17 protein-coding genes are annotated in these 15,077 nt (G+C 32.6%); 15 read left to right on the forward strand and 2 right to left on the reverse strand.

All coding sequences use genetic code 11. The features are described 5' to 3' along the window. Positions 1-7 precede the first annotated feature (7 nt). The 12 genes from ABD859_RS14380 to ABD859_RS14435 all read left to right on the forward strand — a co-directional run bounded on the left by ABD859_RS14380 (position 8) and on the right by ABD859_RS14435 (position 9,470). Positions 8-370, forward strand: coding sequence for a hypothetical protein (locus ABD859_RS14380; protein WP_345145310.1), 363 nt, complete (start codon positions 8-10; stop codon positions 368-370). 168 nt (positions 371-538) lie between these two features. Beyond that, on the forward strand, positions 539-1,090 hold the full coding sequence (locus tag ABD859_RS14385) for a hypothetical protein (protein ID WP_345145311.1): 552 nt from the start codon (positions 539-541) through the stop codon (positions 1,088-1,090). 32 nt (positions 1,091-1,122) lie between these two features. Beyond that, the gene (locus ABD859_RS14390; RefSeq protein ID WP_345145312.1) at positions 1,123-1,587 is read left to right on the forward strand and encodes a DinB family protein; all 465 of its coding nucleotides are present in this window, start codon (positions 1,123-1,125) and stop codon (positions 1,585-1,587) included. A 53-nt stretch (positions 1,588-1,640) separates the two neighbouring features. After that, entirely contained in the window at positions 1,641-2,348 is a 708-nt protein-coding gene (locus ABD859_RS14395) for a PA3715 family protein (protein ID WP_345145313.1), read from the forward strand. A gap of 73 nt (positions 2,349-2,421) precedes the next feature. Further along, on the forward strand, positions 2,422-3,132 hold the full coding sequence (locus tag ABD859_RS14400; protein WP_345145314.1) for a M949_RS01915 family surface polysaccharide biosynthesis protein: 711 nt from the start codon (positions 2,422-2,424) through the stop codon (positions 3,130-3,132). Positions 3,133-3,625: 493 nt separating this feature from the next. Beyond that, on the forward strand, positions 3,626-4,810 hold the full coding sequence (locus ABD859_RS14405; RefSeq protein ID WP_345145315.1) for a hypothetical protein: 1,185 nt from the start codon (positions 3,626-3,628) through the stop codon (positions 4,808-4,810). A 143-nt stretch (positions 4,811-4,953) separates the two neighbouring features. Then, positions 4,954-5,280 (forward strand): ArsR/SmtB family transcription factor, encoded by a 327-nt coding sequence (locus ABD859_RS14410; protein WP_345145316.1) that lies wholly within the window; start codon positions 4,954-4,956, stop codon positions 5,278-5,280. After that, the gene (locus ABD859_RS14415; RefSeq protein WP_345145317.1) at positions 5,270-5,770 is read left to right on the forward strand and encodes an SRPBCC family protein; all 501 of its coding nucleotides are present in this window, start codon (positions 5,270-5,272) and stop codon (positions 5,768-5,770) included. The genes ABD859_RS14410 and ABD859_RS14415 overlap by 11 nt, the downstream gene beginning before the upstream one ends. Before the next feature lie 51 nt (positions 5,771-5,821). Further along, positions 5,822-6,325, forward strand: a complete 504-nt coding sequence (locus ABD859_RS14420) for an SRPBCC family protein (RefSeq protein ID WP_345145318.1) — start codon at positions 5,822-5,824, stop codon at positions 6,323-6,325. A gap of 83 nt (positions 6,326-6,408) precedes the next feature. Further along, positions 6,409-7,278 carry an alpha/beta hydrolase gene (locus tag ABD859_RS14425; RefSeq protein ID WP_345145319.1) on the forward strand — a complete coding sequence of 290 codons (870 nt, stop codon included), beginning with the start codon at positions 6,409-6,411 and terminating at the stop codon, positions 7,276-7,278. 81 nt (positions 7,279-7,359) lie between these two features. Beyond that, positions 7,360-7,728 carry a nuclear transport factor 2 family protein gene (locus tag ABD859_RS14430; protein WP_345145320.1) on the forward strand — a complete coding sequence of 123 codons (369 nt, stop codon included), beginning with the start codon at positions 7,360-7,362 and terminating at the stop codon, positions 7,726-7,728. Between the two features lie 152 nt (positions 7,729-7,880). Beyond that, positions 7,881-9,470 carry an ABC-F family ATP-binding cassette domain-containing protein gene (locus tag ABD859_RS14435; RefSeq protein ID WP_345145321.1) on the forward strand — a complete coding sequence of 530 codons (1,590 nt, stop codon included), beginning with the start codon at positions 7,881-7,883 and terminating at the stop codon, positions 9,468-9,470. Positions 9,471-9,632: 162 nt separating this feature from the next. On the opposite strand, the gene ABD859_RS14440 is transcribed toward ABD859_RS14435, so the two are convergent. After that, positions 9,633-11,168, reverse strand: coding sequence for a YifB family Mg chelatase-like AAA ATPase (locus ABD859_RS14440; RefSeq protein ID WP_345145322.1), 1,536 nt, complete (start codon positions 11,166-11,168; stop codon positions 9,633-9,635). A gap of 138 nt (positions 11,169-11,306) precedes the next feature. Here ABD859_RS14440 and ABD859_RS14445 point away from each other — a divergent pair, with 138 nt between their 5' ends. Both ABD859_RS14445 and ABD859_RS14450 read left to right on the forward strand, forming a co-directional pair. Then, entirely contained in the window at positions 11,307-12,005 is a 699-nt protein-coding gene (locus ABD859_RS14445; protein ID WP_345145323.1) for a DUF1963 domain-containing protein, read from the forward strand. 9 nt (positions 12,006-12,014) lie between these two features. Beyond that, entirely contained in the window at positions 12,015-12,434 is a 420-nt protein-coding gene (locus ABD859_RS14450) for a hypothetical protein (protein WP_345145324.1), read from the forward strand. Between the two features lies 1 nt (position 12,435). On the opposite strand, the gene ABD859_RS14455 is transcribed toward ABD859_RS14450, so the two are convergent. Then, the gene (locus tag ABD859_RS14455; RefSeq protein ID WP_345145325.1) at positions 12,436-13,404 is read right to left on the reverse strand and encodes a Gfo/Idh/MocA family protein; all 969 of its coding nucleotides are present in this window, start codon (positions 13,402-13,404) and stop codon (positions 12,436-12,438) included. Between the two features lie 316 nt (positions 13,405-13,720). Here ABD859_RS14455 and ABD859_RS14460 point away from each other — a divergent pair, with 316 nt between their 5' ends. Then, positions 13,721-15,037, forward strand: coding sequence for an ammonium transporter (locus tag ABD859_RS14460; protein WP_345145326.1), 1,317 nt, complete (start codon positions 13,721-13,723; stop codon positions 15,035-15,037). Positions 15,038-15,077: the final 40 nt, after the last annotated feature.

A 15,077-nucleotide genomic window follows, 5' to 3' on the forward strand; every position in this document is an offset into this window, starting at 1 on the left:
TTACAAAATGAAACCACAAGTACGAATTCTGTTTTATTCAATTTTATTCTTTTTATACTTAACCCTGACTCAGTATATATTATCATTGGGCAGTATCTTAAAAACAGATCCATATATCACCTTAGGCTGTGGTTTTGCAGTTTTAAATCTTATTTATGCTTTTTTTGGCTTAAAATGGAAACCCGTTTTAAATATAATCTGCGCCATTGGAATCGCAGCTTTGTCTATATTTCTGGCTCTGAAATTTACCAATCTGCATTTATTTATAGATTACGATCCGTATCAGGTTAAAACAGCGATTTTTGCGAATGCACTTTTCTCAATTATCTTTTGGGAAATCGTCTATCAAATAAAAATTAGAAAAAAATAAATCTTTTTATCAGCCTCCGCATTTACACCGGAGGCTTTTTATTTGATTTCAATTCGAAAATCAAAAACTTCGTAATAACAAAAACTTATCTTCAATAAAAACCACAAATTTTCGTACGTATTTTTTTATATTTGTGCTTTAAAATTTTCCAAGCCAAAATAAATTAATATGAAAATTAGAATTCTACTCTTCCTTTCTTTATTAGCCGTTTCATGCAAAAAAGAAACAAAATCCGAAATTCAAAAACCACAAAACACTGATACGATCAAAGTTTCGGAAAAACAAGAACCAGAAATCAAAAAAAACGATACAATTGTACTTTCGACAAAACATAAAATCAATAAAATTTTATGCGATCTCGATGGAGATAATTTAAACGAAACTGTAGAAATTTTCAGAAGTACAAACAATAATAAAAGCGGTTTAAAAATCACCTTCGGAAACGGAAAAAGAACTGATTATTTAGGTTTTGGAAATGATATTTTAAAACAAGGTTTTGATGAAATTGACTGGGCAGGTATATTTGAAAAAGCACCAAAAAACGAAGTTTATTTTGAGAATGTAAATGAAGACGGCGAAATTATTGGTGAAAAAGATGTAAAGGAAGAAGACAAAATTAAACTGCCAAATGACGGAATCTTTATTCACGCAGATGAAAGCTGTGGCGGCGGTGTTATTTATTTAAAAAACGGAAAATACGAGTGGATTCAGCAGGAATAATAATTGCATATTAACTTTCTAAATCATTGAATATGAAAAGTACATCAGAAATTGCAAGTCGTTTTAGAGAAATTATCCTTAACGGAACCTGGGTTGCCAATACCAATTATAAACTCCAGCTCGAAAATCTGGATTGGAAAACTGCCATAAAACCTATTGAAAATCTAAACACAATTGCAGTTCTGGCACAGCATATTGATTATTACATTAACGGACTTAATCAGGTTTTTAAAGGCGGAACGCTTGATATAAAAGATAAATTTAGTTTTGACTTTCCTCCTTTTCAATCTCAGGAAGAATGGGACAACTTTCTTGATAAATTCTGGAATGATTCTGAAGAATTTGCTTCTCTTATCGAACAAATGCCCGACGAAAAACTAAACGAACCTTTTGTAGATGAAAAATACGGTACTTACCGAAGAAATATCGACTGTATGATCGAACACAGTTATTATCATTTAGGACAAATTGTACTGATTAGAAAACTTTTAAACTAAGATCAAAAATTAACTGGTAACAATAAAAAAACACATATAAAACATTAAAAATAATGATCAAATATTTCGTTGCTTTATTATTTTGCAGTCAATATATCTTTTCGCAAAATACGGATCATCTTGACACCGTTTTAAAACAGCTTAAGTTAAAAAAGACTGAAATAAATTTAGACCTTTTTACTCAAAAAGTATTACCAAATGACAAATCCAAAAGAGTTATGGTTGTACCCAAATATACTTCTGAGGTATCTAATGATTATTTTGTATTAGATGCTTATATATTAGTAATAGATAATGCTACAGGAAAAATAATTTACAAATTTATTGAACCAGATGCATGGACTTCTGATGCTATAATTCTAAACAACATTACGATTGACACCGGATTATATATTTTAAACAACACAACAAGGGCTTTTGGCGTAAGAACCAGTTACCATAACACAAGCCGGTCTAATCCTTACAGCGAAATGAATTTATCATTATACATTGTCAATAATAATTCATTGAAACCCGTACTTAAAAATTATATCCTTCAACAATCTATAGGTGATTGGGACACTCATTGTAAAGGAGAATTTGAAAATGAAACTTCTACCATCAATATTGATAAATTACAAACCAAAAAATTCAATAATCTTATTGTAAAAACCAAAATTGTAAAGACAAAAAATATGTTTAAAAATGGTGACTGCGATGATAAAGAAACTACTAAAGTGCTATCTTCTAAATTAATTTTTAATGGAAAAGAATACAAATAGTGTATTTCTGAAATAATCAAAAAACTTTTAAAAGAATATCAAAACTAAATAGAAAACAACCGTTACCAAATCCATGAAAAACATTGCTATTTTATTATTATCTATAATTTTCTGCATAAGCTGCAAAGAAGATAAAAAAAATGAAAATCAACTTTCATCAAAAACAAACCCATCTTTAGAAGAACCATTTGTTTTAAAAGTAGAAAAAATTGATTCGACCCAATTTCCTGAGTCAATTCAATACGAAGGTTTTGTAAAAAATGCCGTTCGCTGGAAAGATGAACAAGGTGATAATATTGTTATTACAACCGAAACCGGATACCATTTTAATAAAAAATTTAAACATGAATCTGATGATAGTTCAGATGCTGAACTATTTGCATATCATTATATAGTTTCGGGAAATGACGTAAAACAAACCTGGAAAGTTTACGATTATATCTCAGATTGTCCGGTTGATATTGAAGCTAAGTTTGTAAAAAATACATTTAATGTAACAGATTTAAATCATAACGGAATTGCAGAAATCTGGATAATGTACAAAACAGCCTGCCACGGCGATATAAGTCCGTTAAACATGAAAATTATTGTGTATGAAGGAAAAGACAAATACGCCATGCGCGGCGAAAACAAAGTACAGGTTGGCACTTTAGAAAACGGCGAAAAAGACTTTATTGGCGGCGAATTTAAGTTTGATGAAAACTTTAAAAAAGGTCCGAAAGTCTTTAAAGAATTTGCCCAAAAATTATGGAATGATAATTTAATTGAAAATTGGGAAGAATAAAACATGAAACAATACATTCTCTTTCTTCTAATTCTTGTCTTCATTTCATGCAAAAAAGAAGAATCAAAAAGATAAAAATGGAAGTATCGAACAAAATATGGAAAGAGATGAATTAGTAGATGAGATTACTGACATGGATGATGATGAGAAAATGGAAAACCTGGGCAAAACAATTGATTATATAAAAGATGGCGGAGAAATATTTAAAATATCTTAATGAGTCAAAAGCTTAATTAAAAAATGATTCGAACACGAGCAAAGCAATTTAGCCGACAGTTCGTTTAAATCAATATTTCATATAAAAACAAACGTCTGCTCCAGTTTAGATAAAGCCAATCCTCTCCTCCCGAAGTCTATAAGGAGGAGAGATAAAGGCGAAAGCCGGACTAAATATTCTTATAAAAACAAGGATTTCTGTTCCAAAAAATAATTAGGGAAAGGCATAGTTGTTGAATGTTAAAAAAGATATATTTACACCTTCAAACAGAATACTATGCAAAAAATTACTTTTCTAATCTCTATACTTTTTTTAGCCTTTTCTTCCTGTGGCGTTAAGACTACACAGTCAATGTTAAGCGACGGTAATTACGACGGCGCCATTGATCGTGCAGTTGAAGCACTTCGCACAAAAAAAGATTCTAAAGGAAAACAAGATTATGTGTATTTGCTCGAAGAAGCATTTGCAAAAGCAAAAGATCGCGATTTACGTGATCTTGACATGATGATCAAAGAAGCAAATCCAGCCAATTCTGAGCGTATTTACAATACATACTTATTACTGAATAATCGTCAGGAAAAAATTCGTCCGTTACTTCCGCTTCCATTATTAAAACAAGGAAAAAACGCTTATTTCCCTTTTGATAATTATGCTGACCAAATTGTAAACAGCAAAAATGCACTTTCAAAATATCTATACGAAAATGCATCTGCCCTTTTAAAATCAAAAAACAAAATGGATTTTAGAAAAGCTTACGATGATTTAGCTTATCTGGAAAGTATAAATCCAAACTACAAAAACACCAGAAAGTTAATGGATGATGCTCAGTTTAAAGGAACTGACTTTGTAGATGTTTATGCCAAAAACGAAACCGAAATGGTGATTCCGAAAATGCTTCAGGAAGATCTGCTTGATTTTAAAACATACGGACTTAATGATAAATGGACGGTTTACCATAATGCAAGACAAAAAAATGTAACTTATGATTACAGTCTGATTATCAATTTCAGACAAATTCTAATTTCGCCGGAGCAGATAAAAGAGAAAGAATTTATTAAAGAAAGACAAGTCAAAGATGGTGTAAGAACCCTTGTAGACAGCCGAGGAAGACCTGTAAAAGACAGTTTAGGAAAAGAAATAAAAGTCGACAATTACAAAACCCTTCGTGCCAATGTATACGAGTTTAGACAATTTAAATCTTGCCAGATAACTGCAAAAATAGATTTCATTGATTTAAAAACAAATCAATTGGTACAGACATTTCCGGTTACCAGCGAATTTGTTTTTGAAAACATTTATTCAACTTACAAAGGAAACAGAGGCGCTTGCGATGATAATTATCTTGCTTATTTTGACAGACGTGCCGTTGCCTTTCCTAATAACGAACAAATGGTTTTTGATACAGGAGAAGATCTAAAAGCAAAACTCAAAGACATTATTGTAAAAAATAAGTTTAGATAATTCTAAACGACTTAAAAACACGAAAGACGCATTTAAGAATGCGTCTTTTTTTATATCAAATTCAAAAAAACATCAAAATTTAATTTGCGCAACCAAAAAGTTGCTTATATTTGCAACTGATTAGTTGCTTATTTTTTATTATAATGAAACGAGATATTTTTCAGGCCATTGCCGATCCTACCCGCAGAGCCATTTTGGTTTTGGTTTCTTCAAGTGCATTAACACCAAATGCCATTGCGGAACAATTTCAAACCACCAGACAAGCGGTTTCCAAACACATTAAAATATTAAATGAATGTGATTTACTGGAAGAAAAAAAAATGGGGAGAGAAATTTATTATCAACTTAAAATTGATAAAATGAAAGAAATAGATCAATGGCTGGAGCAATTTAAAGCAATTTGGGAAAGCCGATTTACACAATTAGATCAAGTATTACTTAATTTAAAATCTAAAGAAAATGAAAGCTGATTTGTTAATGAATTTTTCTGTAGACAAGGAAAATAAAACCGTAAATGTAAAACGCGAATTCAACGCATCATTGTCTAACGTCTGGTCTGCCTGGACAGAACCTGAAATTCTTGATTTGTGGTGGGCGCCGGCTCCGTTTAAATCTAAAACTAAAAACATGGAATTTAAAGAAGGCGGACGCAGATTATATGCCATGGTTGGTCCGGACGGACAGGAACGCTGGAGTACTTTTGATTATACTTCGATTTCTCCTAAAACAAATTTCAAATACGCAGCTACATTTTCTGATGCCGATGGAAATCCAAATTCTGAGTTTGGAAGTTCGTACTGGGATATTAATTTTTCTGAGCAGGGAGATTCAACCTTTGTTGACATTGTTATTACACGAGAGAGCTTTGAAGAATTACAAAAAATTATCGAAATGGGTTTCAAAGAAGGATTTACTTCTGCCATGAAAGCTTTAGACGAAATTTTTGAAACAAGAAAGTAAAAATAACGTTATCTATAATAGAACGTATTATTAACAATAAATCGAAAGAAAATGAAATCAAATCTTTTAATGAATTTTACTGTAGACAAAGAAAATAATACTGTAAAGGTAAAGCGCGAATTCAACGCGTCGTTATCGAACGTTTGGTCTGCATGGACAGAAGTCGAAATTCTTGACCAATGGTGGGCACCGGCTCCGTGGAAATCCAGAACAAAAAGTATGGATTTTAAAGAAGGCGGACGAAGATTGTATGCCATGGTTGGACCAGAAGGCGAAGAACATTGGGCGCTGGCTGATTATACATCAATTCATCCTAAAACAAATATAAAGTGGCTGGATGCTTTTTGCGATAGCGAAGGAAATTTAAATACAGAATTTCCACGTTCTGACTGGGATGTTACTTTTTCTGAAAAAGATAATTCAACTTTTGTTGATGTAATTATTAAACACGAAAAACTTTCTGATCTTGAAATGATTATACAAATGGGCTTTAAAGAAGGCTTTACAATTGCCATGGAAGGTCTGGATAAAATTTTTGACGAAAAATCAAAATAAATCCTTACAAATGATACAAAAGACGAAAGCAGCAAAAATAAATTGTAACTTTCGTCTTTTAAAAATCATTTTTACATCAATCAATGAACAAATTCTTAATCGCCTCATTTTTACTTTTTTTCACTTCGTTCCTTTTCAGTCAAAACAAAAAATCTAAAACAACCGAAACCTCAAAACCATTTGTTTTAGGCGTAATTGATGAAATTCAATCTAAAGAATTAGGCGAAAACAGAATCCTGAACATCTATCTTCCAGAAGGTTATAATCCGGCTGACACTGTAAAATATCCTGTTATTTATTTACTAGACGGTTCTGCTAATGAAGATTTTATTCATATTGCTGGATTAGTTCAGTTTAATAGTTTTGAATGGATTAATCAGGTTCCAAAATCAATCGTGGTTGGAATCGCTACTGTTGACAGAAAAAGGGATTTCACCTTCCCTACTACTCTTGAAAAAGATAAAACCCGTTTTCCAACTACCGGACATTCTGATAAATTTATTGCTTTTATCGAAAAAGAATTACAGCCTTTTATAGATAAAAAATACAAAACAACAGATTCTAAAACTATTATCGGGCAGTCTCTTGGCGGTTTGTTAGGCTCTGAAATTCTGCTTAAAAAACCATCACTTTTTAATAAATACGTAATTGTAAGCCCAAGTATTTGGTGGGATAATGGTTCTATCCTTAATTTAGATTCTCAAATTCTTCAGGAAAACTTTCAACAGCCAACTGAAATCTACATTGCCGTAGGTAAAGAAGGTTTAACACCAACCGAAATTCCGAGAGTAATGGAAGTTGATGCGAATTTACTTTCCGAGAAAATACAATTGTCGAAAAGCAAAAATGTAAAAGTGTATTTTGATTATTTCCCTAATGAAAATCACGGCACAATTCTGCATTTAGCAGTTTTTAATTCATTTAAATTCTTTTATCCGCAGACTCACAAATAAATGAATTTCTGGAGTGTTTCAAAAATTTTGTAAATTCACACTGTTGATTATCAAAAGTTAACCCTTTAAAATTCTTTTATCATGACACCAAATAAACAAACTGTAAATGAATATATGGCAGCTTTTATGGTAAGCGATCATCAAAGGATTCTGGCTTGTTTAACAGAAGATATAATTTGGGAAATGCCCGGAATTTATAGACATGATGGCAAAGAAGCTTTTGATAAAGAAATTGAAAATGATAATTTTACAGGAAGTCCCACCATTCAGATTGTAAAATTAATTGAAGAAAATGATATCGTAATTGCCGAAGGCGCTGTACAGGGAAATATGAAAAACGGTAATAAACTCGATGCCGTTTTTTGCGATGTTTTTGAAATGGAAAACGGAAAAATAAAAAAACTAACCTCTTATTTAATGTCTAAAAATGCTAATTTAAAGTTTGAATAATTGAAGTTGTAAATCGTAAAAAAATATTTTTATATCTTTGCACCACTAAATAACCGCACAATCTCTATGTGAATAAAAATTTCTTTCGGACAATTTTAAAGTAAGCTGAAATATCGGCTTGCATATTTGTTTATTCCTTTAAGAAAGAAATTATGGTTATTTTACAGAATATCTCATATCTGCATGCGAACAAAGAACTTTTGTTTGATGCCGTTACTTTTACAGTTAACAATCACGATAAAATTGCCTTAATTGGCAATAACGGAGTTGGAAAATCAACTTTATTAAAAATTATTGCCGGAGAACTGCAGGCTTCACAAGGTACGCTTACTATAAACGCATCGCCTTATTATGTACCTCAGATTTTCGGACAGTTTAATCAGTTAACTATAGCTCAGGCTTTAAATGTTGAAGAAAAACTAAATGCCTTTAAGGAAATTCTGGACGGAAATGTTTCTGAAGAAAACCTCAGCATACTTAACGACGACTGGACAATCGAAGACCGTTGCAATGAAGCGTTGCAATATTGGGAACTGAATGATTTAAAACTCGACCAAAAACTCGAAACACTGAGCGGCGGACAAAAAACAAAAGTTTTTCTGGCCGGAATTTCAATTCATCAGCCTGAACTTGTCTTGCTCGACGAACCCAGCAATCATCTAGATTTTGCCGGTAGGAAATTATTATACGACTTTATAAAAAGTACATCAGCAACTTTAATAATAGTAAGCCACGATCGAAAACTTTTGAATTTACTCAATTCTGTTTACGAACTCACCAGACACGGAATTACTGTTTATGGCGGTAATTATGATTTTTATACTGAACAAAAGCAAATTGAAAACAATGCTTTGAGTCAGGATATTCAGAGTAAAGAAAAAGCGCTTCGCAAAGCAAAAGAAAAAGAACGCGAAACTCTCGAACGCCAGAACAAATTAGATTCGCGAGGCGAGAAAAAACAAAAAAAAGCCGGAGTTTCACGCATCATGATGAATACTTTGCGAAACAATGCCGAAAACAGTACTGCGAAAACAAAAGATGTTCACGCAGAAAAAATTGGAGGTATTTCTAAAGATTTACAAAATCTGCGTTCGGCTTTGCCTGAGATTGACAAAATGAAATTTGGATTTGAAAAAACAGATTTACATAAAGGCAAAATTCTTTTTACAGGCACAAATATCAATCATGCTTTTGAAGATCGATTATTATGGAAAAAACCTCTGAATGTTCAAATTAAAAGCGGTAACAGAATTGCCATAAAAGGTTTAAATGGTTCCGGAAAAACTACTTTAATTAAAATGATAACCGGAAAACTAGAACCTAAAATTGGGACAGTTCATAAAGCCGAGGCCAAAATAATTTACATTGATCAGGATTATTCTTTAATCGAAAATCAATTAACGGTTTATAATCAGGTTCAGAAATTTAATGATTCAGGTTTAGAAGAACATATCTTAAAAATGAAACTCAACAAGTTTTTGTTTTCTCAAAATGATTGGGACAAATCGTGCAGCGCTTTAAGCGGAGGCGAAAAAATGCGTTTATTACTCTGCTGTTTAACGATTAATACAAAAGCGCCCGATATTATTATTTTAGATGAACCTACCAATAATCTTGACATTCAAAACATCGAAATTTTAACCGCTGCAATTAACGAATATCAGGGAACTTTGATTGTAGTTTCGCATGACGATTTGTTTTTAGAAGATATTAGAATTGAAGATTTTATTGAATTGAAATAAGTTTATTTATCATTTAGACGAAAGGAGAAATCGAACAGAAATCGAACAAAGCATATTGTTAATCTTTGTGGAATTTTGTGTGTGATTTCACCTTTCGTCGAAATGACAATACTTTGAGTTTACTTTTAATTAAATATCCCTGGAAATAAATCTAAAATCAAATCACCCCAGCCATCCTTCGCGATCTAAACTTCTATATTGAATCGCTTCGGCAATGTGAAATGAAATAATATTTTCAGAATGATCTAAATCAGCAATAGTTCTGGCGACTTTCAGTATTCTGTCATAAGCTCTTGCAGAAAGATTTAAGCGTTCCATGGCATTTTTTAATAACTCTTTTGATTGCTCATCCAGCGCACAAAATTCACGAATCAGTTTACTGCTCATTTGCGCATTATAATGTATGTTTTCAATTCCCTCAAAACGTTTGGTTTGAATTTCTCTGGCAGCAGTTACGCGTTTGCGGATTTCAACACTGCTTTCGGCTTTGCGGTCATCAGCTAATTTCTCAAAAGGAACCGGAGTTACTTCAATATGAATATCGATTCGGTCTAAAAGCGGGCCTGAAATTTTACTCATATAACGCTGCATTTCATGTGGTGAAGAAGTATTAGGCATACTTGGATCGTTGAAAAAACCACTCGGACTTGGATTCATACTCGCCACAAGCATAAACGACGACGGATATGTAACGGTAAATTTAGCACGCGAAATAGTTACTTCACGATCTTCGAGCGGCTGACGCATTACTTCGAGAACATCACGTTTAAATTCTGGCAGTTCGTCTAAAAACAAAACGCCGTTGTGTGCCATCGAAATTTCTCCCGGCTGTGGATAACTTCCGCCTCCAACTAAAGCAACATTTGAAATTGTATGATGCGGACTTCTAAACGGACGCTGGTTCATCAATCCTACTTCTTTTAATTTTCCGGCAACACTATGAATTTTAGTCGTTTCAAGTGCTTCGCGCAATGTCATAGGCGGTAAAATACTCGGAACACGTTTGGCCAGCATGGTTTTTCCGGCTCCCGGCGGGCCAATTAAAATAATATTATGTCCACCCGCTGCCGCAATTTCCATACAGCGTTTTATGCTTTCTTGTCCGCGAACATCTGAAAAATCAAATTCAGGAAAATCTAAAGTTTTATAAAATTCGGCTCGGGTATCAATAACAGTTGGCTGAAGAGTCCCTTTTCCGGCAAAAAAATCGATGATTTCCTGCAGATTAGTAACACCGTAAACATCTAATCCCGTAACAATGGCTGCTTCTTTTACATTTTGAATGGGAAGAAAAAATCCTTTATAACCTTCTTCTTTTGCTTTTATCGCGATTGGCAGTGCACCACGAATAGGCTGGAGACTGCCGTCCAGAGAAAGTTCGCCCATAATAATATATTGTTCAATTTCTGGCGCTTTTATTTGGTCTGAACCAATTAATATTCCCATCGCCAGAGGGAGATCGTACGCAGAACCCTCTTTCCTGAGATCAGCAGGCGCCATATTAATTGTGATTTTTTTTCCCGGAAGACTTAATCCGTTGTTTTTTAAAGCGGCTGCGATTCTGTAACTGCTTTCTTTTATGGCATTATCCGGAAGTCCAACTAAATGATAACCAATTCCTTTATCCATATGTACTTCCATAGTAATGGTCGTTGCTTCAACTCCAAAAACGGCACTTCCGTAAACTTTTACTAACATAAATAAATTCTTATAAAAAAGTAAAAATAGTTTTTTAGCTGAATAAAAACAGAATTATTTTGTAAATATTTTATTACTTTTATAAACTAATAAAATTGTACAGTTTTATTTAAAAAATCTATTAGATTAGTTCAAAAAATGGATGAAATAGAAAAAATAAAAAGCGAACTTGTAAAAAAAGCAACTGGATTCAAATTTGGTGGTTTTAAACCAACCAATTCTATTTCTGAAAGTTGGATTGGAAGAGTTTATTTATATCTTGAAAATGAAGAGATTCCTTTAGACAATCAGGGCAGACAAATGTTTCCTTTATTTCAAATTTATTTAAAGAATCTGCCTTTTATTCCCGAAATCTTAAAAGAAACGGAATTAATTACTGCTTTCATATCGCAGGATTTTCCAATGGATTTAAATAAAAATGGAAATAACTGGATTTTGCGTGAATATAGCGATATAAGTCAAATTGTAATTAAAGATTTAAAAAATGAAAATTCATATATAAAACCTTTTCCCCTATCTCATCATTTAATTGAAAAAGACTACCCAGTTTGGGAAGATCAAGAAATATCTGAAGATATTACAGATCGAATCAATGAAATGGAAGATTCAGGTATAATTGAATCCTATTACGATGTTGTTGAAAATCACTATGAACACAAAATTGGAGGTTATGCTGCATATTGCCAGTCCGGTATTAACTTTGGAGAAGATTATGAATTTGTTATACAGATTGCTTCTGATGAAAAAGCCCATTTAAACATCGTTGACAGCGGTAAATTCTATTTTGCAAAAAACAGGAAAACCGGAGAATGGCTTTATTATATAGATTTTTATTAAATTGATATCATGAACGAATCATTAGACAACATATTAATAGAACTCAACGTAATCGCTGTGCAAGCTCCAAACTTAAATATTTGGATGTATGGAAATATAGAAATCATTATAAATGGTGAAAGACCATACATTAATGGAGAAATGGTTAATACTTCAGCTTTATTACAAAGCTTAGAATCAGATGGTGAATATTTTATATTTTGCTGTAATTGTGGTTTTCCAGAATGTTCAGGACGAGAAGAAGGTATTAAAGTTTTTCATAAAGACGATACCGTACAATGGACAGATAGTTTTATTAATAAAACCTGGATATTTGATAAAAACTTAATTGAAAAGACTCTCACGGAAATAGATGAAAAGGTAAAAGTATTCAAAAAGTTTTTTAAAGAAAAAGAAATCAATTATGTTGGCTACGGATATGATTTATAACTCAATATTCTGATTTAATTTTAACCTCCTCCACTATTCTGCTCAAATCCGTACAATTCTGATGCGACCAAAGTTTGCTTTCAATTTGATTGTTAAGAATACAATTTTGACACTCAATTATTTCATGAGAATATCCTTTTCCAAGAGTTGGTAAAGTTATAACTGCTTCTTTTTCGTCGTTTTTAAATAACGAATACCCATTTGCAGCATACCAAGGCACATTTAATTCTATTCTTCCTTCAGTTCCTGCAATAACGGCTTTCATATCAGATTCTGAAACTATCGAAGCATGTAAAACTGACTGAGCCGACTCGTATTGCAAAATCATAGAAATCTGTAAATCAATATCATTTCTATGTTTAATGGCTTTTGCTAAAATTTCTTTTGGGTTTCCTAACAATATATAAGAAAGAAACAATGGATAAACGCCAATATCAAATAACGCTCCGCCTCCCAGCTCTTTTTCAAAAAGTCTTTTGTTTTCTGTTTCACTTCCGTGAAAGGCAAAATCAGCTTTTATATAGTTTACGTTTCCAATTATTCCATTTTCTATTTTTTGTAAAACCTCTTGTATCGATGGAATAAAACGGGTCCAAAATGCTTCCATAAAAAACTTATTGTACTTTTTAGCAGCTTGAACCATACGTTGAGCATCAGTATAAGATAATGCCATTGGTTTTTCGCATAAAACATGTTTACCGCTTTCTAATGCTTTTATAGATAACTCAGCGTGTGAATTATGAGGCGTTGCAATGTATACGATATCAACTTCAGGATCATCAAAAAGCAAATCATACGATTCATAAGCTTTTGCCGCTTTGTATTGTTTTGCAAATTCTCTGGCATTAGAAAGATCTCTCGAAGCCACTGCGGTTAATTCTGCATTTTCAATCAAAAGTAAATCACCTGCAAACTGATTTGCAATGTTTCCTAAGCCAATAATTCCCCACTTTATTTTCTGCTTTTTCATTCTTAAATTTTAATTACTAAAATTGTTAAAAACATCAAATATACTTCAACAAAAACAACATTTAAATCTTTTTAAGTACTAAAACACAATTTTAACTCAAAAAAATCTATTAAAATTTTAATCGAAATGCGTGATTTGGGATGAAAGGAAAAAAAATTGCTGCCAAAATGTAAATTTTAAGTTTGTTTTAAGAAATTCATGCAAAATTTAAGGGGTCAAATTCTAAATTTAACAAAAATTAAACAACCAACCCTATTTTTTTATGGGGTATCAAATCATTTTATACTTTTATCAAAAATTTTAAAACTAAATAACTATGCGAAAAATTATTTTAAGTGTGATTCTTATCACTATTTTAGTACTAACCTTTATATCAAATTTTATCATCGCTGATAACCCAATTCCCGCAGAAGCTGTAAAATTTGATACAGGAGATACTGCCTGGATGATCGTTGCAACTGCATTTGTATTGTTAATGACACCGGGATTAGGATTTTTCTACGGAGGTATGGTAGGTAAGAAAAACGTAATTAGTACTATGCTTCAAAGTTTTATGGCAATGGTAATTGTTACTATCCTATGGACTGTTGTTGCTTTTGGATTGGCTTTTGGACCAACTATTGGAGGAATTATTGGAAACCCATCTTATAATTTATTCTTTGAAGGTGTTGGAACAAATACTGCATGGAGCCTTGCACCAACTATTCCGTTTATATTATTCGCATTATTTCAGGCAAAATTTGCTATCATTACTCCTGCATTAATTACAGGTGCTTTTGCAGAACGTGTACGTTTCTGGGCTTATTTGCTATTCATGGTTTTATTTATATTATTGATATACACGCCTCTTGCTCACATGACTTGGCATCCTGATGGAGTTTTCTTTAAAATGGGAGTATTAGACTTCGCTGGTGGAACTGTAGTTCACATGAGTGCCGGATGGGCTGCATTAGCAGGAGCTATCTTCTTAGGAAAAAGAAAAGTTCAAAAAGTAAATCCTGCCAGAATTACTTATGTATTATTAGGAACAGGTTTACTTTGGTTTGGATGGTTTGGTTTCAACGCCGGATCTGCATTAGGAGCTAACGGACTTGCCGCTCAGGCTTTAGGAACAACTACAGTTGCTGCTGCCGCTGCTGCAATGGCTTGGGTTTTCCTTGATAAAATTTTAGGCCACAAATTATCAGCTCTTGGAGCTTGTATTGGAGCTGTTGTAGGTCTTGTTGCTATTACACCTGCTGCTGGTTTCGTAAGTATTTCTCACGCTATTTTCATTGGTTTATTCTCAGCAATTGTAAGTAACATTGTTGTTAGTAAATTCCCTAAAGGAAAAATCGACGATGCTCTTGATGTATTTGCATGTCACGGAGTTGGTGGTATGGTAGGTATGCTGCTAACCGGAGTTTTTGCTTCAAAAGCTATTAACCCTGCTGTTGGAGATAACCAAGGTTTAATCTTCGGAACTCCAACTTTATTCATCAACCAGTTAACTGCAATGGTTGTTGTATCAATCTTTGCTTTCGTAGCTTCTTACATTTTATTCTTTGTAGTAAACAAAATTACTCCGCTAAGAGTTACTGAAGAAAAAGAAGAACTAGGATTAGACATTTCTCAACACGGAGAATTCTTATAAAATTTAATTTTCACTTTTCGTTACTTGATAAATAAAAAAG

The organism is Flavobacterium ginsengiterrae, assembly GCF_039539785.1.
In the GTDB taxonomy this organism is placed as follows: Bacteria; Bacteroidota; Bacteroidia; order Flavobacteriales; family Flavobacteriaceae; genus Flavobacterium; species Flavobacterium ginsengiterrae.

Bases quoted from the DNA above. Each gene is read 5' to 3' on its own strand.
- ABD859_RS14380 (WP_345145310.1), top strand. From the start codon at position 8: ATGAAACCACAAGTACGAATTCTGTTTTATTCAATTTTATTCTTTTTA.
- ABD859_RS14385 (WP_345145311.1), top strand. From the start codon at position 539: ATGAAAATTAGAATTCTACTCTTCCTTTCTTTATTAGCCGTTTCATGC.
- ABD859_RS14390 (WP_345145312.1), top strand. From the start codon at position 1,123: ATGAAAAGTACATCAGAAATTGCAAGTCGTTTTAGAGAAATTATCCTT.
- ABD859_RS14395 (WP_345145313.1), top strand. From the start codon at position 1,641: ATGATCAAATATTTCGTTGCTTTATTATTTTGCAGTCAATATATCTTT.
- ABD859_RS14400 (WP_345145314.1), top strand. From the start codon at position 2,422: ATGAAAAACATTGCTATTTTATTATTATCTATAATTTTCTGCATAAGC.
- ABD859_RS14405 (WP_345145315.1), top strand. From the start codon at position 3,626: ATGCAAAAAATTACTTTTCTAATCTCTATACTTTTTTTAGCCTTTTCT.
- ABD859_RS14410 (WP_345145316.1), top strand. From the start codon at position 4,954: ATGAAACGAGATATTTTTCAGGCCATTGCCGATCCTACCCGCAGAGCC.
- ABD859_RS14415 (WP_345145317.1), top strand. From the start codon at position 5,270: ATGAAAGCTGATTTGTTAATGAATTTTTCTGTAGACAAGGAAAATAAA.
- ABD859_RS14420 (WP_345145318.1), top strand. From the start codon at position 5,822: ATGAAATCAAATCTTTTAATGAATTTTACTGTAGACAAAGAAAATAAT.
- ABD859_RS14425 (WP_345145319.1), top strand. From the start codon at position 6,409: ATGAACAAATTCTTAATCGCCTCATTTTTACTTTTTTTCACTTCGTTC.
- ABD859_RS14430 (WP_345145320.1), top strand. From the start codon at position 7,360: ATGACACCAAATAAACAAACTGTAAATGAATATATGGCAGCTTTTATG.
- ABD859_RS14435 (WP_345145321.1), top strand. From the start codon at position 7,881: ATGGTTATTTTACAGAATATCTCATATCTGCATGCGAACAAAGAACTT.
- ABD859_RS14440 (WP_345145322.1), bottom strand. From the start codon at position 11,168: ATGTTAGTAAAAGTTTACGGAAGTGCCGTTTTTGGAGTTGAAGCAACG.
- ABD859_RS14445 (WP_345145323.1), top strand. From the start codon at position 11,307: ATGGATGAAATAGAAAAAATAAAAAGCGAACTTGTAAAAAAAGCAACT.
- ABD859_RS14450 (WP_345145324.1), top strand. From the start codon at position 12,015: ATGAACGAATCATTAGACAACATATTAATAGAACTCAACGTAATCGCT.
- ABD859_RS14455 (WP_345145325.1), bottom strand. From the start codon at position 13,404: ATGAAAAAGCAGAAAATAAAGTGGGGAATTATTGGCTTAGGAAACATT.
- ABD859_RS14460 (WP_345145326.1), top strand. From the start codon at position 13,721: ATGCGAAAAATTATTTTAAGTGTGATTCTTATCACTATTTTAGTACTA.